At 44.1% G+C, this 22,117-nt stretch carries 20 protein-coding genes and 2 pseudogenes; 13 read left to right on the forward strand and 9 right to left on the reverse strand.

The window, feature by feature from the left end:
- Positions 1 to 256: 256 nt before the first annotated feature.
- The 3 genes from J4N39_RS10755 (at position 257) to J4N39_RS10765 (ending at position 2,656) form a co-directional block, all read left to right on the forward strand.
- Positions 257 to 1,111, forward strand: a complete 855-nt coding sequence (locus J4N39_RS10755; RefSeq protein ID WP_252019071.1) for a co-chaperone YbbN — start codon at positions 257 to 259, stop codon at positions 1,109 to 1,111.
- A gap of 169 nt (positions 1,112 to 1,280) precedes the next feature.
- Positions 1,281 to 2,201 carry an SPFH domain-containing protein gene (locus J4N39_RS10760; protein ID WP_252019073.1) on the forward strand — a complete coding sequence of 307 codons (921 nt, stop codon included), beginning with the start codon at positions 1,281 to 1,283 and terminating at the stop codon, positions 2,199 to 2,201.
- Entirely contained in the window at positions 2,198 to 2,656 is a 459-nt protein-coding gene (locus tag J4N39_RS10765; RefSeq protein WP_252019075.1) for an NfeD family protein, read from the forward strand. The genes J4N39_RS10760 and J4N39_RS10765 overlap by 4 nt, the downstream gene beginning before the upstream one ends.
- Positions 2,657 to 2,686: 30 nt before the next feature.
- Here J4N39_RS10765 and cueR read toward each other — a convergent pair whose 3' ends face one another.
- Positions 2,687 to 3,088 (reverse strand): Cu(I)-responsive transcriptional regulator, encoded by a 402-nt coding sequence (gene cueR / locus J4N39_RS10770; protein ID WP_252019077.1) that lies wholly within the window; start codon positions 3,086 to 3,088, stop codon positions 2,687 to 2,689.
- 279 nt (positions 3,089 to 3,367) lie between these two features.
- On the opposite strand from cueR, the gene J4N39_RS10775 reads away from it, so the two are divergent.
- Positions 3,368 to 3,547 (forward strand): hypothetical protein, encoded by a 180-nt coding sequence (locus J4N39_RS10775; protein ID WP_252019079.1) that lies wholly within the window; start codon positions 3,368 to 3,370, stop codon positions 3,545 to 3,547.
- 59 nt (positions 3,548 to 3,606) lie between these two features.
- On the opposite strand, the gene J4N39_RS10780 is transcribed toward J4N39_RS10775, so the two are convergent.
- The 4 genes from J4N39_RS10780 to zipA all read right to left on the reverse strand — a co-directional run bounded on the left by J4N39_RS10780 (position 3,607) and on the right by zipA (position 8,983).
- Entirely contained in the window at positions 3,607 to 3,975 is a 369-nt protein-coding gene (locus J4N39_RS10780) for a DUF2799 domain-containing protein (protein ID WP_252019082.1), read from the reverse strand.
- A 62-nt stretch (positions 3,976 to 4,037) separates the two neighbouring features.
- Positions 4,038 to 5,441 carry an OprD family outer membrane porin gene (locus tag J4N39_RS10785; RefSeq protein WP_252019084.1) on the reverse strand — a complete coding sequence of 468 codons (1,404 nt, stop codon included), beginning with the start codon at positions 5,439 to 5,441 and terminating at the stop codon, positions 4,038 to 4,040.
- Between the two features lie 554 nt (positions 5,442 to 5,995).
- On the reverse strand, positions 5,996 to 8,011 hold the full coding sequence (ligA, locus tag J4N39_RS10790; protein ID WP_252019086.1) for an NAD-dependent DNA ligase LigA: 2,016 nt from the start codon (positions 8,009 to 8,011) through the stop codon (positions 5,996 to 5,998).
- 78 nt (positions 8,012 to 8,089) lie between these two features.
- Positions 8,090 to 8,983, reverse strand: coding sequence for a cell division protein ZipA (zipA, locus tag J4N39_RS10795; protein ID WP_252019088.1), 894 nt, complete (start codon positions 8,981 to 8,983; stop codon positions 8,090 to 8,092).
- Between the two features lie 201 nt (positions 8,984 to 9,184).
- Here zipA and cysZ point away from each other — a divergent pair, with 201 nt between their 5' ends.
- The 7 genes from cysZ (at position 9,185) to J4N39_RS10830 (ending at position 16,426) form a co-directional block, all read left to right on the forward strand.
- Positions 9,185 to 9,940 (forward strand): sulfate transporter CysZ, encoded by a 756-nt coding sequence (gene cysZ / locus J4N39_RS10800; protein ID WP_252019090.1) that lies wholly within the window; start codon positions 9,185 to 9,187, stop codon positions 9,938 to 9,940.
- Between the two features lie 139 nt (positions 9,941 to 10,079).
- The gene (cysK, locus tag J4N39_RS10805; protein ID WP_252019092.1) at positions 10,080 to 11,048 is read left to right on the forward strand and encodes a cysteine synthase A; all 969 of its coding nucleotides are present in this window, start codon (positions 10,080 to 10,082) and stop codon (positions 11,046 to 11,048) included.
- Between the two features lie 317 nt (positions 11,049 to 11,365).
- Positions 11,366 to 11,623, forward strand: a complete 258-nt coding sequence (locus tag J4N39_RS10810) for an HPr family phosphocarrier protein (protein WP_252019095.1) — start codon at positions 11,366 to 11,368, stop codon at positions 11,621 to 11,623.
- 128 nt (positions 11,624 to 11,751) lie between these two features.
- The gene (gene ptsI / locus J4N39_RS10815; RefSeq protein ID WP_252019097.1) at positions 11,752 to 13,473 is read left to right on the forward strand and encodes a phosphoenolpyruvate-protein phosphotransferase PtsI; all 1,722 of its coding nucleotides are present in this window, start codon (positions 11,752 to 11,754) and stop codon (positions 13,471 to 13,473) included.
- A gap of 106 nt (positions 13,474 to 13,579) precedes the next feature.
- A complete protein-coding gene (crr, locus tag J4N39_RS10820) occupies positions 13,580 to 14,089 on the forward strand; it encodes a PTS glucose transporter subunit IIA (protein ID WP_252019100.1) in 510 nt (169 codons plus the stop codon).
- Positions 14,090 to 14,239: 150 nt separating this feature from the next.
- Positions 14,240 to 15,433 (forward strand): ISL3 family transposase, encoded by a 1,194-nt coding sequence (locus tag J4N39_RS10825; protein ID WP_252019102.1) that lies wholly within the window; start codon positions 14,240 to 14,242, stop codon positions 15,431 to 15,433.
- 282 nt (positions 15,434 to 15,715) lie between these two features.
- Positions 15,716 to 16,426: a tetratricopeptide repeat protein gene (locus J4N39_RS10830; protein WP_252019104.1), complete on the forward strand. Its 711-nt coding sequence runs from the start codon at positions 15,716 to 15,718 to the stop codon at positions 16,424 to 16,426.
- A 66-nt stretch (positions 16,427 to 16,492) separates the two neighbouring features.
- Here the strand turns inward: J4N39_RS10830 and J4N39_RS10835 are convergent, their stop codons facing one another.
- Positions 16,493 to 16,924, reverse strand: coding sequence for a Rha family transcriptional regulator (locus J4N39_RS10835; RefSeq protein ID WP_252019107.1), 432 nt, complete (start codon positions 16,922 to 16,924; stop codon positions 16,493 to 16,495).
- 416 nt (positions 16,925 to 17,340) lie between these two features.
- Here J4N39_RS10835 and J4N39_RS10840 point away from each other — a divergent pair, with 416 nt between their 5' ends.
- Entirely contained in the window at positions 17,341 to 17,961 is a 621-nt protein-coding gene (locus J4N39_RS10840; protein WP_252019109.1) for a hypothetical protein, read from the forward strand.
- A gap of 102 nt (positions 17,962 to 18,063) precedes the next feature.
- Here the strand turns inward: J4N39_RS10840 and J4N39_RS10845 are convergent.
- Positions 18,064 to 18,651: pseudogene (locus tag J4N39_RS10845) on the reverse strand (IS630 family transposase); the annotation flags it as partial.
- A 36-nt stretch (positions 18,652 to 18,687) separates the two neighbouring features.
- Here J4N39_RS10845 and J4N39_RS10850 point away from each other — a divergent pair.
- Positions 18,688 to 18,903 (forward strand): annotated as a pseudogene (locus J4N39_RS10850) (tyrosine-type recombinase/integrase); the annotation flags it as partial.
- A 484-nt stretch (positions 18,904 to 19,387) separates the two neighbouring features.
- Here J4N39_RS10850 and J4N39_RS10855 read toward each other — a convergent pair.
- Complete coding sequence (locus tag J4N39_RS10855) at positions 19,388 to 20,527, reverse strand: flagellin (protein ID WP_252019111.1); 1,140 nt, start codon at positions 20,525 to 20,527, stop codon at positions 19,388 to 19,390.
- A 385-nt stretch (positions 20,528 to 20,912) separates the two neighbouring features.
- The gene (gene flgL, locus J4N39_RS10860) at positions 20,913 to 22,106 is read right to left on the reverse strand and encodes a flagellar hook-associated protein FlgL (protein WP_252023705.1); all 1,194 of its coding nucleotides are present in this window, start codon (positions 22,104 to 22,106) and stop codon (positions 20,913 to 20,915) included.
- Positions 22,107 to 22,117: the final 11 nt, after the last annotated feature.

Genomic DNA, 22,117 nt, shown 5'->3' on the forward strand with positions numbered 1-22,117 from the left:
CATAATTAACCATTAAATTAACAAGCTCACACCCAACTAAACCCGTCCAACTTTGGATTTGAGGATAACAATGACGCTAAACCAACTTAATTGGATTAGCTTGGGTGTCACCTTGACTGTACTGCTACTCGTCTAATCGACACCTTTGCTTGCACGTATTAACGCTCCTATTTTGGGGCGTTTTTGCGTTCTGGGCTTGAATTTTATGTTTAGAATACCTATTTATTCAGTTAGATAAACGCAACTGGATTTCACCATGCAACCTGAAGTATTTGTAGAAATTAATGAGCAAAACTTTCGACAAGTGATCGAGAGCTCAGCCACTCAACCAGTACTGATCCATTTCTGGGCTCCATCAATCCAAGAAAGTAGTGGAGTGATCCCTTCGCTTAAAACCTTGGCCGAACAATACCGAGGTGCATTCACCTTAGCCCTGCTCGATTGTGAAGCTCAGCAGCAAATCGCCATGCAGTTTGGCGTGCAGTCCCTACCAACGATTGCGCTGTTTTCTAACGGTCAAGCTATCGATGGTATGGGTGGCCCACAGACGATCGAAGCTATCCAAGCGATGCTCGGCAAGCATTTGCCAAGCCAAGAGGAGCTAGATCTCAAAGAAGCGATTACGGCAATGGAACAAGGTGAGCACAACATAGCACTGGCTAAGTTGCTTGGCCTTCCGGATGAGCTCAAGAACCGTGGAGACGTGAAGCTTGCGCTTGCGGACTGCATGCTAGAGACCAACCAATTTGAAGCGGCGAAAGCAGAGTTATCGGCAATACCACTAGAATACCAAGATAACTACTACAAAAGTCTGGTCGCCAAATTGGAACTACACGAGCAAGCAGCTGACAGCCCAGAAATTCAAGCGTTGGAACAACAGTGGCAGCAAAACCCTAATGATCTTGCTATCGCTCAGGACTTAGCACTTCAATACCACCAAGTTGCAAGAGACGAAGAAGCGCTTGAGTTGCTTTGGTTGCTGCTAGCAAAAGACCTTAATGCGCTGGACGGGGAAATTAAAAAGTCGTTTATGGATATCTTGTCTGCATTGGGCCAAGGTAATGCGCTTGCGGGGCAATATCGTAGAAAGCTCTACTCGCTACTCTACTAATTCCATTCAAGCTCTCTTACTTCTTTCGGGTGCGGCAGTGTTCTGTCGCACTTTTGTTCTTTTCACCTCATTTCATAATTTCGTTTAACCTCTGCTTCGCATTGCTGTGCTAGACTCGAATTTATCCAGCTTTTTTAGCTAATATTCAAAATCTTATAGGATAGTCAGTATGGAACTCGATCTACTTATCGTCATAGGTATTTTTCTTCTCGTTGTCATCGTATTCATCATTTCAGCCGTCAAAACAGTGCCACAAGGTAACAACTGGACGGTCGAGCGATTTGGCCGTTACACCCACACATTAAAGCCCGGCCTTAATCTCATCGTGCCTTTTATCGACACCATCGGTCAAAAGGTGAACATGATGGAACGTGTGCTGGATATTCCGGCGCAAGAAGTCATTTCTAAAGACAACGCCAATGTCACCATTGATGCGGTGTGTTTTGTTCAAGTTATCGATGCGGCCAAAGCGGCGTATGAAGTCAATGCGCTTGAACACGCTATCCGCAACTTAACTTTAACCAATATACGTACAGTGCTTGGCTCAATGGAGCTTGATGAGATGCTCAGCCAGCGTGATCAAATCAATACCCGCTTGCTGACGATTGTCGATGATGCAACCAACCCCTGGGGTGTTAAAGTCACTCGAATCGAAATCAAAGACGTGCAACCACCAGCCGACCTAACCGCTGCGATGAATGCACAAATGAAAGCTGAGCGTAACAAACGCGCCGAAGTGCTTGAAGCCGAAGGTGTACGCCAAGCGGAAATCTTACGCGCTGAGGGTCAAAAGCAATCCGAAATCTTGAAAGCGGAAGGTGAAAAGCAGGCTGCCATACTTGCCGCAGAAGCCCGTGAACGTGCGGCAGAAGCCGAAGCGAAAGCAACACAAATGGTATCTGATGCTATCTCGAAAGGCGATATGCAGGCGGTAAATTACTTCATCGCCCAAGGCTATACTGAAGCGATAAAGAGTATTGGCCAAGCAGAAAACGGTAAGATCATCATGTTACCACTAGAAGCGAGTGGCCTGATGGGCTCGGTAGCGGGCATTGCTGAAATGTTTAAGCATCAACAAGGTGATAAATGATTGAACTATTGGAACAAATGAACCACTGGCATTGGATTGCCTTGGGCTTAGTATTGCTCGGTGGCGAACTAGTCGGGGCTGCGGGTTATTTGCTATGGATTGGTTTATCAGCAATAACGGTTGGTCTGGTCAAACTCGGCTTACCCATTAGTTGGGAGTTGCAATGGATTAGCTTTGCCGTCATCTCCCTTTTCACCACCTGGCTTTGGTGGCGATACCAAGCGAAAAAAGATCGCCAATCAGAGTCAGAAGGGACTTTGAATCAACGAGAAAAGCAACTGATCGGCCAAACTACTCGTCTCGAGCAAGACGTTGAGGTAGGCCGCTGTCGAATTCGCTTAGGCGATACCACTTGGTCAGCACAAACCGACCAAGCGATTGCTGCTGGCACACTGGTCAAAGTAACCGCCGTCGATGGCATACTAGTTACCATAGAACCCGCAGAAAACAATTAGGGTGTTGATCTCTCAAGGTCACTTTGCAACCTAAGACTTGCCCGATTTTCCACACAAGCTGTCGATGATCGGGCATTCACTGTCACTGTTTCCCGGACACATACTTACCCACTCCTCCAATTGTGACTTGATCACCTCTAGCTCTTGGATTTTGGCTTTTACTTCGACAAGTTTTTGCTCGGCTTTGCGTTTTACCTCAGCACTGGTTCGATCATGGTCCTGCGATAAGTGAACCAGTGACCTGCACTCATCCAAAGTAAACCCAACTCGCCTAGCCCTTGCAATCACCCGCAGCTCTTCAACATGTTGTGAAGTGTATTGACGATACCCATTTTCGGCTCGAACAGGCTCAGAAATAAGACTTTTTGATTCGTATAACCGAATGGATTTATTCGATAGCTGGGTTAGCTTCGAAACTTCACTAATATTCATCGGCTAGTGTCTCCTTCAAAAAAACAAGGTTTGCGTTAACAGTAACTTATGTTGATTAAGTTTTTGTTCGATATAAACCAATCTACACCTGTGTCGAGCTTAGAGCCCAAAATATAGAGAGGATAAAAGTTAAGATCAAAAGCTTAGTGGAATATTTTGAACACTAAATAAAAGCTAAAAAATATTTGATGGTATAAAATATTTTTGATCTTTTTATTGATAACAACATAACTAAATTAAGCCACTTTGGCTTAATCCAATACTAGTGAGGAGTTAACGATGAAAGTACTAGTCATAAGCATTTTGGTTGCGTTTGCATCTTTCACCACTGTTTCCCATGCTTACCAAGGCAATGCAGGAAAAGCATTTGGAGCTGGGATCAATTGTGAGCTCAATGGCAAGATTGAACAGCTTCCTAGAGAGCTCTGCCTAATGTATAACGGCAAAATAATACTGTAGGCTAAGAAGCTCGACGAATTTGAAACGAGCTAGGTTATTTTATCTTGCTCGTTTCAACTTCAACGAGATGGAAAGAAGTCTTGCCCAACAAAAGCATCCCAGCCCCGCTGCCAGTCAGCTTTAATCTGGATCTCTTGCTCATGGCCATCGCATTGACCAGTATACAAAGTACCTTGTCGCCCTTTAGCGAAAGCTTCAAATGGATCGCAGTACTCACTTAGCCCTTTTTTATAGCCCGCTAAATAAGACTTCTGATCAAAAGGTACTCGCTCCTTGATGTTTGCTAAAAAACTGTTTTCTTGGTCATAGCCAGCACTTCCAAAGCGATAGCCTTGCCCAAACCAGAATTCCTCTGGACTTTTAACTTGAGCGGTACAACCGACCAAAGCAATCGATAGGACTACCAACAAAATAGAATATGATTTCATGCTTCCCCCTAAAAGAAAAGCCAAGGCTAATCGCCTTGGCTTTGATAAATTAACTGATTAGATTATTTAACGTTGAATGGCAGAGTAAGTGCCAATTTGAAGTCAGTTTCGTCGTTAAATGCGTTAGTGTATGCACCCCAATCAGCAGCATCTGTGTCGTTGAAGTACTGAGTGTAGTGGAAGCTAACAGCGCCACCTTTCAGAGGACCGCCTTGGATACCGTAACCCATGAAGAAGCTGTATGCGTACTCTTTAAGCTCTTTGAAATCTTCGTGTTTTGCACCCATACCCATAGCACCGCTAAGACCAGCGCTAAAGCCAGGAGCACCAACATCACTGAAGTCACGAGATGCAGAAACGAAACCAGCATATTCGCCATCATGGTTGAAGTCAGAGCGGTTGTTCCACCAAACTTCGTATGCACCGTTTGAACCACCGTACTGCTCTGTTAGGCGGTAAGCCATGTTACCAACGGCTTTCGCACCCCAGTTACGATCATCCGCTGCATCTGCAGATGTGTAAGTACCTTCGATACGGAATGAGTATGGGCCAGAGCTAAAGCTTGTTAACAATGCTGCTTGCCAAGCCGTAGAATCAAATTGGAAGCTATCGTCAACCACGTAAAGTTGTGGAGACCAGTACAAACCTGATGCCGTAGTATCTTTCAACTTAACGTGGAAGTTCTTACGCGGACCATCGGTAAGAGCACCGTAACCAACGTCTAAAGACATACCATTGTCAAAACCGTAGCGAGCACCTACCGATAGGATTGAACCAACTTCTTTGTTGCTTTCACTACCCCAGAACTTACCTTGCTCAAACTTATAAGTCTCTTTAAACCAAGGAGCTTTGTATTGGTCAGCAAATACGAAACCTAAATCTAGACCAGCTACCTTTCCACCAATTTCTGCACCGCGGTAAGTACCAGGAGCAAATGACCAGTTAACACCTAGAGTACTTGGAACGGTTGGCTGGAAGTAACCGATCTGCGCATTCGCAGTTTCGCCAATCTTGAACTTCGCTGCTGCTTTTGCAAAAGAAACACCGTTATCAGTTTCATAGCTCTTACAAGTATCACCCGCACGATATGCTGAATCACAATCGAAGAAGTTGAACTCATGCTCGAAAGATGCGTTATTCCACATATCCCAAGTTGAGTAGATTACGACGTCAGCACCTACCGCATCGTTGATGTAGCCAGAGTTAAAGCCTAAGTTAACGAAGATCGAACCATGATCTAGGTTAGCCGCTTTATCCGTATCATTACCGTTTGCATCTTTTCCAGCACGGTCACGAGCACGCATAAAGTAGTTTACGTTGCCGCTGATTGTCGATTCAGAGAAGAACTCTGAAACATCAGCAACATATTGAGGGGATACAGCATCACTTGATGCGAGTACCGACCCAGAGGTCAATGCACCGATCATTGCTGCCGTTAACGCCGACACCTTAAACATTTTGTCCATGGAAAACTCCTAAAAATGGATATAGCTGTTTTTATTTATTCACCACCTAAAGTTGGCCGCCGAAAGCGATGAATAACTCTCCTATTTTTTGATAACACCGCAAAAATCTATTCTTGGTGCAATCGATTTCTTTCCTGCATACACAGTGTGTATCCACAACTCCAAGACTAACTTTGCAACAAAAAACATCAATCAGAACTTAATTTTCGTATAAAAAAATATGAGTCAGTGCAAATTTTCATCAAGTTAGTGACGCAACTCAAAGTTATTAACGAAACTTAACAACAAAACCTATAATCACTTTTCATTCAAAGACTTAACAAAAATTCAAAACCAAAGTCTGTGAAGTGTGCCGAAGAAAAAATTCACATTTTATCAACAAAAATAAATAGGAGATCTAAATCACAGCAATATTTGAATGAACAATGGAACTAAGCAGGCAGCATTCAATCTATAAATCCAGTTTTTAGTTCTTTTATTTTTCTTAGGAAATAAACTATCACACATAAAAAAAGCCGCTCGATATACGAGCGGCTTGTCAGCATTAAATTACGTTACAGACTTAAGATGGCTTTCAGTGCCTGTTCGTCTTGAACTTCTACGCCAAGGTCCTGTGCTTTTGTGAGTTTAGAGCCTGCAGCTTCACCAGCAAACAAGATATCTGTTTTCTTAGACACACTTCCTGTCACCTTAGCACCAAGCGCCTGTAGCGCCGCTTTGGCTTCATTTCGGTTAAGCTCAGAAAAGCTACCCGTGATCACAACCACCTTGCCAGCAAGCGGCTGAGGCTGGTCTTGTGGAATCTCTTCTACATCTACCCAATGCACACCGAGATCTTGTAACGATTGCACAATATCGGTGTTTCTTTGTTGCGAGAAGAAAGCGATCACGTGGCTCGCCACGACCTCACCGACATCGCTCACTTCCAATAATTGCTCTTTGGTTGCTGCTGCGATATTCGGTAATGTTTTGAAGTGCAATGCCAAGTTTGCGGCTGTTGCCTCCCCTACTTCTCTGATCCCAAGAGAGTATATGAAACGAGCTAAGGTCGTTTGCTTTGACTTCTCCAGCGCTGCAACCACATTTTGTGCCGATTTTGGCCCCATTCTATCCAGCACCGTAAGAACGCCAGCTGAGAGCTTGAATAAATCGGCAGGTGTTTCCACCATTTCACGGTCAACCAGCTGCTCAATCACTTTCTCACCAAGGCCATCCACATCGAGTGCTTTTCTCGATACAAAATGCTTCAAGGCTTCTTTGCGTTGCGCTTGGCAAACAAGTCCACCAGTGCAGCGGCTGACCGCTTCACCTTCAACACGCTCAACAGCAGAGTCACACACTGGGCATTGGGTTGGGTAGACAATTTCCTTGGCGTCATCAGGACGACGCTCAAGTACTACGGAGGTCACTTGCGGAATAACATCGCCAGCGCGGCGGATAATAACACTGTCACCAATGCGAACCCCGAGACGCTCAATCTCATCGGCGTTGTGTAATGTGGCATTACTCACAGTCACACCACCCACAAATACTGGCTCCAGTTTCGCTACAGGAGTTATAGCTCCAGTACGTCCAACTTGAAACTCGACATCGTTCAATACCGTTATTTCCTCTTGAGCAGGAAATTTATAGGCAATCGCCCAACGCGGAGCTCGAGCAACAAAGCCTAGTGCTTGTTGCAGCTCAATCGCATCAAATTTGAATACAACCCCATCGATCTCATACGGCAATTCATCACGCTTTTGCAAGATGTCAGCGTAATAAGCTTTTACCTGCTCAATCCCTTCAACTTGCTTAGTTTCAGGACACATAGGTAAGCCCCACGCTTTAAGCTGCAGGAACCTATCATAATGACTGTTCGAAAGCTCTGAACCTTCGACGACACCAACACTGTATGCATAAAACGCCAAAGGACGAGTCGCTGTAATTTTCGAATCCAGCTGACGAAGACTGCCTGCCGCCGCATTTCTCGGGTTAGCAAATGGCTTTAACCCTTTTTTAAGCGCCTGTTCATTGAGCTTGTCAAAACCGGCTTTCAGCATGAATACTTCGCCTCGAACCTCTAACCGCTCTGGCCAACCTTCACCACGCAGCTTAAGAGGCACCGAGCGAATCGTGCGCACGTTTTCAGTAATGTTTTCACCAGTAGTGCCATCACCACGGGTTGCAGCCCTAACTAATACACCGTTTTCGTACATCAAACTCACGGCAAGACCGTCGAGCTTTGGCTCGCAGCTAAAAACATTTGAAAACGACAGAGGTGCTCGCTCTTGTGCTCTGCGATAGAAACCATCAAGTTCTTCATCATTGAATGCGTTATCCAGCGATAACATCGCAATCTCATGCTGAACTTGCTCAAAACCATCTAAAGGCTCACCACCCACCCGCTGACTTGGGGAATCGACACTGATCCATTCAGGGTGCTTAGCTTCTATGGCTTCAAGTTCACGCATCATGCGGTCGTATTCTGCATCCGGGATCTCCGGACTATCATCAACGTAGTATCGAGCAGCATGATAATGCAGTGACTGGCAAAGTGCTTGGTAGTGGGAATTCAATTCTTGTGTCATAGGGAATCTTTATAAGCAAAAGGGCTCCAATACGGAGCCCTAGGTTGAAACAGGGAGCGTTAAAACTATAGACCAATTTTACACAGAGGCTTGGCTCTGCTTCTGTCGCTGGACAAAGTTTCTTACTTGTTCTTTATAGGCATCGATTTTGTCAGGGGTGATAAACACTCGTTTGTCATCCATCACCTGACCGCCAAGGTCATCAGCAATTTGCTGAGCCGTTTTTAGCATTAGCTTAAAGTTTTGTTCCGCTTCACCAAAGCAAGGCAAAGTCATAAAGAATGAAATGCCTTTAGTGGTAAAGGTCTCTGGGTCATCGTGCTTTAATGTACCTGGCTGCATCATGTTCGCCACACTAAATAGCACTTTACCCGTACCTGACAGGTCGGCATGGCGGTGGAAAATATCCATTTCACCGTAGAGAAGACCATTTTGCTGCATACTGTCGAATAACTTGGTTCCAACAAATGGCTCACTGCCCGAGCAGTGCACATTCAATACGATAACTTCCATTTCTGGCTCTTGAGGTGCTTCAGCGACAGGCTCTGGCACCTCTTCGAGCTCTACGCTTGGTTCTGGCTCTGCAGTCTCTAACTCTTGTACCTGTTGGCTTGCAAATGGCGGCTCAGAGACTGGAGTTTCATCGATGGCACTAAACGTAGGCATCGGATCATCGTGCTCGTCGGGTAAATCACCGACCAGAGGATCAAAACTGGTCTCAGCTTCGCGACTTTCTTTTAATGAACTCGGTTTAGGGTCTTTGCGAATGATTTCGTAATCATCTTCTGGCGCAAACCCGCGGGTTTCACGAAGGTTCAGGTCCTCATCGCTATCGGAGTCATCTAGTTTGCCCATCGGCTTATTACCGAACTTGGCCTTACCTTCTTTTTTGCTTGTCCATAAACCATGGAACAGTAAAGCACCGATAGCCAAAAGGCCTACGATGATGAGTACTAGTCGCAATTCCTGCATTATTCACTCTCAAAGCAAATTGATGATTTTTTCACCACCAATCACATTTTATTAGATATTGCCTTTACTGTATCAAAAGTTGCTGACTTTTTTGAAGATTTAAATTCAATCAAAGTGTCAGAAGGCGTGATTTTCAGCACGCTTTCTTTCTTTGCGTGACTAGTTACAATAGCTCAAGAACCCATATGGATATTTGAAGTTATGCATCAAAACAGTTTAGAGCGTAAAAAGCGCAGTGGCTTTGGCTATTTTTTCTATGGCATCGAATTGGCGTTTACCCCAGGTTTAAGACGATTTGTCGCTTTTCCTTTGATCACCAACATCGTATTAATTGGCGGAGCCCTCTATTACCTATTCAGTCAACTCGGTGGTTGGATTGATGCTTGGATGGGTCAACTGCCGGACATGCTTTCTTGGCTATCTTATGTTCTGTGGCCAATTTTGGTCCTCACCATCCTAGCCACATTTACTTATTTCTTTAGTACCTTGGCAAACTTCATCGCTGCACCTTTCAATGGAATCTTGGCGGAACAAGTCGAAGCGAAATTGACCGGCAAGAAACTGTCTGACCAAAGCGCCATCAGCTTGGTCAAAGACACCCCAAGAATTCTTGCTCGTGAATGGCGTAAACTCATGTACTACCTACCGAAAGCACTTGGGCTGTTTATTTTGCTGTTAATCCCGGCACTTGGCCAAACACTAGGTCCAGTGTTGTGGTTCGCATTTACCGCATGGATGATGGCAATTCAATACTGCGACTACCCATTTGATAACCACAAAGTCTCTTTCCAAGATATGAAGACGGATCTTAAGAGCCAACAATCGAAAAGTTATGGCTTTGGTATTCTCGTGGCGGTATTTACCACCATTCCATTCCTCAATCTGGTCGTGATGCCAATCGCGGTGTGTGGTGCAACCGCCATGTGGGTGGAAGAGTACCGAAACAAGCACGTCTAATCTGTGCAAACGGAGGGGGACATAATCTGCGCTCCCTCCCATAACTTATAACTTTTTGTTCCTTTTCCCTTCTTTTTTATCACTTTATGCTAGCTTCTAAGAAATCGGCGCTACGGCACATCGAATGAAGGAACATAAAATGACTAAGATCTACGAAGATAATTCACAAACCATCGGCAACACCCCTCTAGTTCGTCTAAACCGAGTAAGTAAAGGTAACGTACTGGCAAAAGTTGAAGCACGTAACCCAAGCTTCAGCGTTAAGTGTCGTATCGGTGCCAACATGGTTTGGGAAGCTGAAAAAGCGGGCACACTAAAGCCTGGTGTAGAACTAGTTGAACCAACCAGTGGTAACACGGGTATCGCACTTGCATTTGTTGCTGCTGCACGTGGTTATAAGCTAACGCTAACCATGCCTGAGTCTATGAGCCTTGAGCGTCGTAAGTTGCTAAAAGCGCTAGGTGCAAACCTAGAGCTAACGGAAGCGGCTAAAGGTATGAAAGGTGCAATCGCTAAAGCGGAAGAAATCGTTGCGAGCAACCCAGACAAGTACCTATTGCTTCAGCAGTTCAACAACCCAGCAAACCCTGCTATTCACGAGCAAACTACAGGTCCTGAGATTTGGGATGCTACCGATGGTGAAGTTGACGTATTTATCTCAGGCGTAGGTACGGGTGGTACGCTAACAGGTACTAGCCGCTACATTAAGGGCACTAAAGGTAAAGCAATCACGACTGTTGCTGTTGAGCCAGCGGAATCACCGGTCATTACCCAAGTAATTAATGGTGAAGATCCTCAGCCAGCACCTCACAAAATCCAAGGTATTGGTGCTGGATTCATCCCAGGCAACCTAGATGTTGAACTTATTGATCGCGTCGAAACTGTAACATCGGAAGAAGCGATTGAGATGGCACGACGCCTAATGGAAGAGGAAGGTATCCTTGCTGGTATCTCTTCAGGTGCAGCCGTTGTTGCCGCAAACAAAATCGCTGAACTACCTGAATTTGCAGGAAAAACTATCGTAACTGTACTACCAAGTTCAGGTGAGCGTTACCTAAGTACTGCGCTGTTTGCTGGTCTGTTTACAGAAAAAGAAAACACGCAATAAGTTAGTAACAAAACTGTGTTTAAATCAATTTTTACATCAAAAAAGCCCCTTCTTGGGGCTTTTTTGTTGACCCCGCCTTCCGCTTTGGTAATATCACAAATGTTTTATTTTCCGCTTCAAAAAAAAGAAGCAAGTGCTTAAGCACTGAGACACCCATACTTAATTTCATTGAAATTTGGTATGTAATACTAAAACGCTGGGATTGAGCAAGCTCATCTAGTTGCTTACCTAAGCAGGCGCTAGCTATGCTTAACGAAAGTAACTAAGCTTATCGATTACACGGCAACTAAAAAATAAATCAATTGGGGTATAATCACATGTATCAGAAGCAAGTAGAAATCACTGCTGAAAACGGTCTTCACACTCGTCCAGCTGCTCAGTTTGTTAAAGAAGCGAAATCTTTCGACGCTGACATCACTGTTACTTCTAACGGTAAAAGCGCAAGCGCAAAGAGCCTGTTTAAACTACAAACTCTTGGTCTAGTAAAAGGTACTGTTGTTACTATTTCTGCGGAAGGTCCTCAAGCGACTCAAGCAGTTGACCACCTAGTTGCTCTTATGGATCAACTACACTAATAAAGTATTCCAATCAAAGCCATTTTGCCTAGCAAAATGGCTTTGTTGGATTTAGTGGTCTATATAAGCTAGCACGCAATTAGCATCAAGTAACACACTCTATTTTTTGACCAATTTAAGGTAAGGCTATGATTTCAGGTATCCTAGCATCTCCAGGTATTGCTATCGGTAAAGCACTACTACTTCAAGAAGATGAAATTGTCCTAAACACTAACACTATTTCAGACGAGCAGGTTGAAGCGGAAGTACAGCGCTTCTACGATGCACGTAACAAATCTTCAGCGCAACTAGAGTCTATCAAGCAAAAGGCGCTTGAGACTTTCGGTGAAGAAAAAGAAGCGATCTTTGAAGGTCACATCATGCTTCTTGAAGACGAAGAGCTAGAAGATGAGATCCTAGCACTAATCAAAGGTGACAAGCTTTCTGCTGATAACGCAATCCACACGGTAATCGAAGAGCAAGCAACTGCACTTGAGTCTCTAGATGACGAATACCTAAAAGAACGCGCAACTGATATCCGTGATATCGGTACTCGTTTCGTGAAAAATGCGCTTGGCATTAACATCGTTTCACTAAGTGACATCGATGAAGAAGTTATCCTAGTTGCTTACGACTTAACACCATCTGAAACTGCGCAAATCAACCTAGACTATGTGCTTGGTTTTGCTTGTGACATCGGTGGCCGTACTTCTCACACCTCTATCATGGCTCGCTCACTAGAACTTCCTGCGATCGTTGGTACTAACGATATCACTAAGAAAGTTCACAACGGTGACATGCTGATCCTTGATGCGATGAACAACAAAATTGTTGTTAACCCATCAGAAGCTGAGCTTGAAGAAGCAAAAGCAGTAAAAGCGGCATTCAAAGCGGAAAAAGAAGAGCTGGCTAAGCTAAAAGATCTTCACGCTGAAACTAAAGATGGCCACCGCGTAGAAGTATGCGGCAACATTGGTACCGTTAAAGACTGTGACGGTATCATCCGTAACGGTGGTGAAGGTGTTGGTCTTTACCGCACTGAGTTCCTTTTCATGGACCGTGACGCACTACCAACTGAAGACGAGCAGTACCAAGCGTACAAAGAAGTTGCTGAAGCAATGAACGGCGAGTCTGTGATTATCCGTACTATGGATATCGGTGGTGATAAAGATCTACCATACATGGATCTTCCTCAAGAGATGAACCCATTCCTTGGTTGGCGTGCGGTTCGTATCAGCCTAGACCGTCGTGAAATCCTGCGTGACCAGCTTCGTGGTATCTTGCGTGCATCAGCACACGGTAAGCTTCGCATCATGTTCCCAATGATTATCTCTGTTGAAGAGATCCGTGAACTGAAGAAAGCTATCGAAGAGTACAAAGCAGAGCTACGTGCTGAAGGCCATGCATTTGACGAGAGCATCGAAATCGGTGTGATGGTTGAAACGCCAGCAGCAGCGGCAATTGCTCACCACCTAGCAAAAGAAGTTTCTTTCTTCTCTATCGGTACCAACGACCTGACTCAGTACACCCTAGCCGTTGACCGTGGTAACGAGATGATCTCTCACCTATACAACCCGCTTTCACCTGCGGTACTGACTGTAATCAAGCAAGTGATCGACGCATCACACGCTGAAGGCAAGTGGACTGGTATGTGTGGTGAGCTAGCAGGCGATGAGCGTGCAACTCTACTACTATTGGGTATGGGCCTAGATGAGTTCTCAATGAGCGGCATCTCTATCCCTAAAGTGAAGAAAGTAATTCGTAACTCTAACTTCGCTGAAGTAAAAGCAATGGCTGAAGAGGCTCTTTCTCTTGCTACTGCGGCAGAGATCGAAGCGTGTGTTGAGAAATTCATTGCTTCAAAAGCATAATTAGCATTAGTAACCAATATGATAGACGGCAAAAAATCGTCGTCTATCGATAATGATTGGTATACTATAAGGCAACAAAATAAATAAACCTTAGGAGCAAGACACAATGGGTCTGTTTGACAAACTGAAGAAGCTAGTATCGGACGACAGCGCTGATGCAGGTGCAATCGAAATCATCGCACCGCTATCTGGCGAAATCGTAAACATCGAAGATGTGCCAGATGTTGTTTTCGCTGAGAAAATCGTTGGTGACGGTATCGCAATCAAACCAGCGGGCGACAAGATGGTTGCTCCAGTAAACGGTACAATCGGTAAGATCTTCGAAACTAACCACGCTTTCTCTATCGAGTCTGATGACGGTGTTGAACTATTCGTTCACTTCGGTATCGATACTGTTGAACTAAAAGGTGAAGGCTTCAAGCGCATCGCTGAAGAAGGTCAAACAGTGAAAGCTGGCGACACTATCATCGAGTTCGACCTAGCGCTTCTAGAAGAAAAAGCGAAATCTACGCTAACTCCTGTTGTTATCTCTAACATGGACGAAATCAAAGAGCTGAACAAGCTTGCTGGTGCGGTAACTGTTGGCGAAACTCCAGTACTTCGTGTAACTAAGTAATTTTACTTAGTTCACCGAATAGCAAAACGCTGCCAGAAATGGTGGCGTTTTTTTATGGTTCATTGCAGATTAGCGGGAACTGAAAACAAAAACGGTAGTTAGTGGTAAGGTTACATCGCCAAACACAACCTTTCACAAACTACCGTTTTCATGCCGAATAATACTTTCCTATCGTCGTTCTGGGAAGGCTTTCAGATCGTAAAGTCTAATAAAACTGACTCATTAATCTCTATTACCTTAATTCCTGACTCCGCCGCATACTGTTCCTGTGGCCAAGTTTCTGACTCTGTCCATGACACTCAGTGGAGAACTCTCAAGGAAGCAATGATACTCGGTGTACCTGTTGAGTTACGTGTTCAGACTCGACGTATCAGGTGCAAAAACTGTGGTATCAAGACCGAATCGATCTCTTGGGTTAAGCCATATTCTCGCCTAACTAATCGGCTGATTGATTACATTGAGAATTTATTGCCATTGCTTCCCATCAAGCACATTTCAGAGCTTACTGGGGTGCATTGGCACACCATCAAAGAAATAGATAAGCAACGTCTGAAGCGTGTCGTACCAGAGGTTCCTTGGGGACGTTTGCGTCAATTGGTTATGGATGAATTTGCGATATTTAAGGGCCATCGCTACGCAACTGTCATCGCAGACGCACAAACGCACCAAGTGCTTTGGATTGGCCTAGGTAGAAGCCGTAAAGACATACGCCCTTTCTTTAAAGCACTTGGGGAACATGCTCAAAATATCGAAGTTGTGGCAATGGATATGAACACCGCTTTTGACCTAGAGGTACAAGCCCATTGTCCTAAAGCACGTATTGTCTACGATCTGTTTCATGTGGTTGCTAAGTTTGGTCGAGAGGTGATGGATAGAGTTCGAGTCGATCAAGCCAACCAGCTGAAGGGTGACAAAAATGCACGGCGTTGGATCAAGCGCTCACGGTGGGTGCTATTGAAAAATAGAGAGAATTTAAATACTAAGCAACAAAGCTACCTGGATGAGATACTTGCGGTGAACCATGACTTAATGGTGACCCACTTGCTTGGTGCTCAACTTAAGGAGCTCTGGTACTGCGACTCAGAAGATCAAGCCAACAGTCTGTGGGAGATATGGTGGCAACAAGTCCATGAAAGTGGCATAAAACCACTCATCGCTTTCGCTAGAAAGCTTAAACCGTACCTTCACGGGATAGTGTCTTCGGCCTCATATCAACTAAACACATGCACCTTGGAAGGGATTAATAACAAGATCAAACTTATCAAGAGAATGGGCTATGGGTACCGAGACACAGATTACTTCTTTATGAAGATAAAGGCGGCCTTCCCCGGAAAACCGCAATGAACCTTTTTTATTGCCATCAATTCTTCTACCCAAAATATCTATTCACTACATGTACAGAATGTCACGCTTGCAGCCAGATCACTTTCAGACTTAATACGCTCTACATAACATAAGCACATTTCTATGCTAACTAGGTCAAGTATTAAAGCCTGCAAAGTTTTTCATATATACGACTTAATTAGGACTCAGTTCCCAAACTAAACAATATCTCCAATTCTAATATATGCACCACTGAGCATATTTGTAGAATAATAAATCAATTCGTTCTAAGGAGATTAAGTAGTGAAAATATCTATATTAAGCACTAAGGGGTTAAAACGCTTTTGTGGAAAGGTATGGATATGCCATATTATTTCTAAAGTGCGAGCGAAAACAATAAACGAGATAAAGCTTTTTCTACCATACGCTATGACGTTGCTTGTCCTAGGTTGTACCGATAACAGCCTCCCATCACAAGACCATGGGCAAGAAGTTATGGCATTACCACTCGAATCTTCTCACCCAGAGATCCAACTAAAGGCTCTAGACAAATTAGCCTCACTCGCTGAAAACAATAACCCCATCGCACAATATAGATACGCTAACATATTGCTTTCAAAGAAAAAGGAAAAGGACGCAATTGAGTGGTTACAATGGTCAGTCGCTTTAAATGATGCACACTCAGCAGAACTGCTAGGTTTTATCTACCTCAATAATGATGAAGTAAGTGATAATCTTCAGGGATTTGAGCTGCTCACCAAGTCAGCTGAGTCCGGGCTCGCATCTGCGCAACTATACTTAGGTACATGCCTAGGTGATGAGAGCTGTAACTTACCGATAAGCAATGAACTTTCATTTTTTTGGATAGATAAAGCCTACGATAACGGTTCATCCGGTGCTGCATTATTTATAGATGAGGCTAAATCACGTATCAGCGATGTTTCTTTAATAGAAGAAAACTATCGAATGCATGTGGAAGAGTTAATCTGCACCTTAGATGCTTCGCACTGTTAAGAGTTAGCTTTTAAAAGCATCACCAAAAAATGAGTATACTGCTGATAAGAAAAAAACCTTTTACATTCAATAAAAAATAACCCCATAAAAACAAAATCTTACAATGGGCTTATTTTCATCATGGTGTAGTGGCATAGTGAATTTTGCCATCTGGTTGAAGGCGTTGATGTAGGTTTCTTTGATTTTGGCGGCTTTCTTTCCAGTGAAGCCCATGACTAAGAATATGAAGCCGTCTTTTGTCATTTCAAACTTTGGTAACTTTCGCCCAATTCTATCCGTGTAATCATTGAGCGTAAAATTGCGCTCAATGAATTCCTGTGAGCAATCAAGCCCATTGAGCTTACGAATCACATCTTTGTGTTGCTTATTAAACGCTTCTGCGACTTTTAATGAATCGGTACGAATTTCTTCGCCTTGATTAAAAACGAGATCAGATACGGTCAGAGTAAGGGAAGTTGTAGGCATGATGACCTCATGAAGAATGATTTTTATAATCACCACTCCAGAGGGACTAATCAGTGGGTGGTGAACTGAACAAGGTTAGTCCTACCGCTCTTCAGGAGACGGCCAGCCGAAGCTGCCTCATTCAGCCCACCATAATTTTTGGCCATTATGTCTAATGAGTAGACAATGTGGCTATGTTTAGGTGTGCTGGCACCGCACATAAAAAAACCAGCAGAAAGCTGGCGTCTATACGCCTGAAGAAAACTAAACGGGGGACTAATCCCGATACTGGATTTTGCCAGTACATTAGGGAATATATGAGCGATTTGCGGCGATATGGGGCGTTGTCGTGCGGTATCGGGTAGTTTTTGAGCTTATAGAGGTGACTTTGTTGGTATAAGTTTGCTAATATTTAGGTACACAAATGCATTATCGCAAATGTGTTTTATTGTCAGGAGAGAGTTGACTATATGCCACGCAATTACAATGACCAAATGAAAATCGAACACGATTTCGGTTGGTTGGATGACTTCGAAGAAAACAGTCAGAAGTATGCTGAATTCTGCAAGACAGAAGTTCAGGACATTGCATCGCAAGTTAAAATCCCATTTCCTCCGACTTATCGCCTAATCCGTACCGAGTTGGATGGTGATGACTTCTACATTGCTCTCGTATGTGATTCTACCGAAGAGATCGTTTACTACATCAAGTGCCGTGTTTGGGAAGACGTAGTTCTTAACGCTAAACCTGTCACTCAAGTGATGCTTTGGCGCACCAACGTGATCGAACACCGCCGTGTTACCTCTGGCGTTGCTGAAGAAATCTTCCGCTCTTACCTGCTAGAGCAATACCACGTTGTCGCAAGTGATAGCTGCCAAACTCGTGAAGGTCGTGACTTCTGGGTTCGACAGCTTGGCTATGCACTTCAATATGGTGAGTACGTGTACCGCTACCACCGCATCGAGTGTGACTTACAGCAGATCACCGATCACAGCCTAGTCCGTAACAACAAAGCCGACTTATGGGGCGATGATATGGACTATGAAAATGTGCTTGCTGTAATCTCTAAGAATGAGATTATTCTCGGGTAATCAATTAGAAAAGTTACTAAAGGAGGCTAATGCCTCCTTTTTTGTTACGCTTTCATTCTAAAACCATCTGGAAGTGGTCATGACTAATACCAATCGCACTAATTAATGAGTCAAATTCACCCAGTCCCTAAAGCAAAGTGAAATGACTCTATTTTTATCCTCACAAAACCGATTCCAAGCATTACAAAGCTTACTTACGGTGTCATCGTAGCTATCAAAACAACGGTTGGCGATCTCATGTTGTCGGAGCCAACTCCACACTTGTTCAATTGGGTTCAGCTCGGGTGAGTATGGAGGAATATGAATTATGGTTAGATTCTCGAACTGATCAGCAAGATAGCTTTGATGCCAACTAGCTTGATCCATGATGACTACTGAGTGCTTACCTGGTGGTGTTGCTGATGAAATTAACGCTAAGTGTTTCTGCATCGCTTCCATATTGCTCAGCGGTGAAACTATTGCTTCTGTCTCTCCAGTATCCACACATACAGCACCAAATAAATATGCTGATTCAAACTGTTGCTGCTGAGCAGCTAGGGGACGATTACCTTTCTCCGCCCATATTTTTGTCGTTGTATTCCGTTGCCCAAATATAGCTTCATCCTGAAACCAAATTTGGACGTTACTTAATGGAATATGGCCTGGGCTCCTATTGATCGTTTCGATTAGGAATTTTTTTAAAAGCTTCTTGTGCTTCAAGTGACCACTACAGCCTCTGTCCATGCCTACGTCAAAAAGGCACTACCAGAATACGTTCCAAAAGGACAAGCGACCCACGTTTTAAGGCACACTTTTGCCACCTATTTCATGATGGGCGGTGGCGACATCTTGACCCTTCAACAAATCTTGGGCCACAAGAAGATAGAACAAACGATGGTCTACGCTCACTTTTCCCCAGAACATCTAGTCCAAGCTGTAAGCCTAAACCCACTAGAGAACTGATCGCCATAAAGTGGCGACAATATGGCGACAGCCGCCACAACAGACCGCTTTCAACCACTCTCAAACGTCAAACTGCTATTTCTTGAGAATCTTTAGATCAATAAGTTAGATGCAACCACCTGCAGCACCACCGGGTAAATAATCATTTAATTACAACAACTTAAACACAATTGAAATCAGATTTTCACAGATTAGATTGGAGAGTTTTTGTTTTGGCGGCGAGCAGGAAGAAAAAAGCCCCTTTTCCTTTGAGAGAACTGGGGCTTGTTACCAATCGAAGTCATGCGGAGATCAGAGAAATGAACACAATCACCGACTGGCCAAGTTGCCTTTGGTACCGTTTAAAACATTCGACAGGTGAGAGATGAGAGAGCCGATTGTTTTTAGTGCCATTGGCTGCTGCCTTGCAAGGCTACGACATTGGGTTGTCCACGTCTGTCCAACCCATGAAGTACAGAACTAAAAGTAAAACTATGTCGTTGAATTACCCTAGTAACTGCATTGCCGAGTTTGGCAACTGTTTTGCTTGGGCAAGTATTGACGTACCTGCCTGTTGCAAAATCTGCGATTTAGTCATCGCTGTAGTCTCTTTCGCCCAGTCGGTATCTTTGATACGACTGTTTGAAGCGTCTACGTTTTCCTGTACGTTAGCCAAGTTATTAATACTGTGGCTTAGGCGGTTTTGTTTTGCACCTAAGTCAGCTCGTTGGCTATCGATGTATTTCAGAGCTGAGTCGACAACACTGATAGCATTCTGTGAACCACCCACTGTGGTCAAATCAACATCTTGAACAGTGGTGTATTGTGCAGATGCATTGCTCAAGTCCAGATCTGTCGCCAAAGAACCACCAATGGTTAGGTCACCCTCTAGGTGAGGTTCTGCCATAAACACTTGCAGGCGGCCATCCTCAGTCACGGATGCGTTAATGCGATCTGACTGACCATTAATGTAAGTCGCAAGTTCTTCAATGTCGTCGCCCACCTTAGCTTGAATATCAAGGCTAATGACTTCGCCATCTTTAGTAGTAAAGTCTAAAGTCAGCTGATTTGAACCCGCCTGAACACCCCAGTCTTTGTCTTTAGCATTAACGGCTTGGAAGGTAGTACCTCCCATGCGAGGTTCGTCAGCACGGATACTGGTTAATGCCATTACCATAGCTTCACCAGAGTTAGCACCGATCTGGAATGCTGCGTCACCAAATGAGCCGTTCAACAGTCGACGACCACCAAAAGAGGTTGTCTCAGCGATACGGTTGATCTCATCTTGAAGCGCAACCGCTTCTTCATTGATTGCGCGGCGGTCAGCGTCTGAGTTAGCACCGTTAGCAGATTGGATGGCCAGGTCACGAAGACGTTGAAGTACGTTCGTCGCTTCGTTCATCGCACCTTCTGCTGTTTGAGCAATCGAGATACCATCATTGGCATTTCGCATTGCTACATCCAAGCCACGGGACTGAGCCGTTAGACGGTTGGAGATCTGAAGACCTGCAGCATCGTCTTTTGCGCTATTGATTCGGTGACCTGAAGACAAGCGTTCCATCGATGTATTCAGCTCATCCGTCGATTTGTTTAAGTAACGTTGTGCCGTCATTGCGGAAACGTTTGTGCTTACAGTTACAGCCATTGTTTGCTCTCCTATTGAGTTCGCAGTGCTTGCGAAGCGGTCAGCAATACTCTGATTGAAAAGCACTGACCGTTGTTACTATCGAAAGCTTTGCCGCTTTCAATCGCACCAAAGTTATTTCTATTAGACATCATTCAATATGTATGCCAACTTTTTACAAAACCGAACTCAAAAACTTCAAAGATTAATTTTTGTCCACTTTTACAGCAAGTTAGCTGAGCATTGGGACTAAATATTAGTAAGAATCAAACTACTATCCCTACCAGTTTATTCGGTTAACACCTTGCCGATTTCTCGGCGACTCTACTGCCATTTTAAAACGGCAAACTCATTCCTCTATTTTGACAAGCACTTATGGCATAGCACATAAGGCGTTTTGTCGGTATTAGATGTAGTTAAATAGAGTTAAATCTTTTACTTTGCCAAAAGCTTGCTGCGAAGCTTGAAGCGCCATAGAGTTTTCGTTGAACTCAATCACCGCTTCTGCGTAATCGAGATCTTCAAAATTACTTTTTGATTTCGCCATTGAAATCTTGAAATCTTCATGCTGCTGCTCTTGGATATCGAGCGTGCCCATCCTCGCACCGAGGTCAGTTCTGACTTTGTTCAAGTGGACAAAAGCATTGTGTAGCTCGGCAACCACTTGGTGTAACTCAGCTGTTGCTGAAGAATCTGCCACCGACGCTTTTGAATACTCAATCGCTTTGTTTAAGCTATCAAACATGTCAAAGGTACGCTTAGGCTCAAAAGAGATCTGATCTCCAGCAGTTATGCGCCCTTTGAACTGGAAGCTTTGCTGACCATATTGAATACCAGTGGCAGGGTTATATACATCTGCGTCAACGACACTGCCATCTTTCTCTAATTGGTAGCCTCTTGAGCCATCTGGCATCTCTACAAAAGTAACTCGATAGGTTGAGTTGTCGTTGAGATCGGTATTGGTTGCGCGCTCAACTAGCAATTCAGAAGCTTCTTGTAAGTTATAACTTGGATCGTAGTCCCCCATTGGGTTTCTAATTTCCATAAAAACTTTATTGCCAGGATCGTTGACTGGAATTTCCAACCCATTGGAAATCTTCATCATTCGCTGATAGGTATCACCGACGTAAGTCACATCATTGTTGTGATCTTTAAAAAACGGCTGATTTTTGGGCTTAGTTCCAGCAAATACATAGTTACCTGACTCATCTTGGGCATTTACCAAGTGAAGCAAGTTGGTCGACATCTCTTCAAGTACACGAGCGTTTGCTGCACGATCTTCGGCAGACAACGCACCATTGATCATCTCCATTACCGAGCGTTTCGCTTTGTCGGTATGCGATTCAGCACTATTGATCATCACTTCTTGGTGCTCGAGACGATTTCGAATCAACACAATCGAGTTCAAGAACTGATCGGTTTCTTCTGTTTGCTGTCTGATACTCTGAACATAGTGCGCCGCTAGCGGGTTATCCGCCGCCGTTTGCAACTTTTTACCTGACGCAAGCTGAGCCTGGTTGTGATGAATTTTGTTCTCTTGACGTCTCAGATCGTTTTGCACTGACTGATAGTGGTGAAAACTAGAGATTCGATTGGTAATCATTTAGTCCC

The sequence above is a fragment of the Vibrio sp. SCSIO 43136 genome (genome assembly GCF_023716565.1).
Lineage (GTDB): Bacteria > Pseudomonadota > Gammaproteobacteria > Enterobacterales > Vibrionaceae > Vibrio.

Coding starts and splice junctions, on each gene's coding strand:
- J4N39_RS10755 (WP_252019071.1), top strand. CDS start 257: ATGCAACCTGAAGTATTTGTAGAAATTAATGAGCAAAACTTTCGACAA.
- J4N39_RS10760 (WP_252019073.1), top strand. CDS start 1,281: ATGGAACTCGATCTACTTATCGTCATAGGTATTTTTCTTCTCGTTGTC.
- J4N39_RS10765 (WP_252019075.1), top strand. CDS start 2,198: ATGATTGAACTATTGGAACAAATGAACCACTGGCATTGGATTGCCTTG.
- cueR (WP_252019077.1), bottom strand. CDS start 3,088: ATGAATATTAGTGAAGTTTCGAAGCTAACCCAGCTATCGAATAAATCC.
- J4N39_RS10775 (WP_252019079.1), top strand. CDS start 3,368: ATGAAAGTACTAGTCATAAGCATTTTGGTTGCGTTTGCATCTTTCACC.
- J4N39_RS10780 (WP_252019082.1), bottom strand. CDS start 3,975: ATGAAATCATATTCTATTTTGTTGGTAGTCCTATCGATTGCTTTGGTC.
- J4N39_RS10785 (WP_252019084.1), bottom strand. CDS start 5,441: ATGGACAAAATGTTTAAGGTGTCGGCGTTAACGGCAGCAATGATCGGT.
- ligA (WP_252019086.1), bottom strand. CDS start 8,011: ATGACACAAGAATTGAATTCCCACTACCAAGCACTTTGCCAGTCACTG.
- zipA (WP_252019088.1), bottom strand. CDS start 8,983: ATGCAGGAATTGCGACTAGTACTCATCATCGTAGGCCTTTTGGCTATC.
- cysZ (WP_252019090.1), top strand. CDS start 9,185: ATGCATCAAAACAGTTTAGAGCGTAAAAAGCGCAGTGGCTTTGGCTAT.
- cysK (WP_252019092.1), top strand. CDS start 10,080: ATGACTAAGATCTACGAAGATAATTCACAAACCATCGGCAACACCCCT.
- J4N39_RS10810 (WP_252019095.1), top strand. CDS start 11,366: ATGTATCAGAAGCAAGTAGAAATCACTGCTGAAAACGGTCTTCACACT.
- ptsI (WP_252019097.1), top strand. CDS start 11,752: ATGATTTCAGGTATCCTAGCATCTCCAGGTATTGCTATCGGTAAAGCA.
- crr (WP_252019100.1), top strand. CDS start 13,580: ATGGGTCTGTTTGACAAACTGAAGAAGCTAGTATCGGACGACAGCGCT.
- J4N39_RS10825 (WP_252019102.1), top strand. CDS start 14,240: ATGCCGAATAATACTTTCCTATCGTCGTTCTGGGAAGGCTTTCAGATC.
- J4N39_RS10840 (WP_252019109.1), top strand. CDS start 17,341: ATGCCACGCAATTACAATGACCAAATGAAAATCGAACACGATTTCGGT.
- J4N39_RS10855 (WP_252019111.1), bottom strand. CDS start 20,527: ATGGCTGTAACTGTAAGCACAAACGTTTCCGCAATGACGGCACAACGT.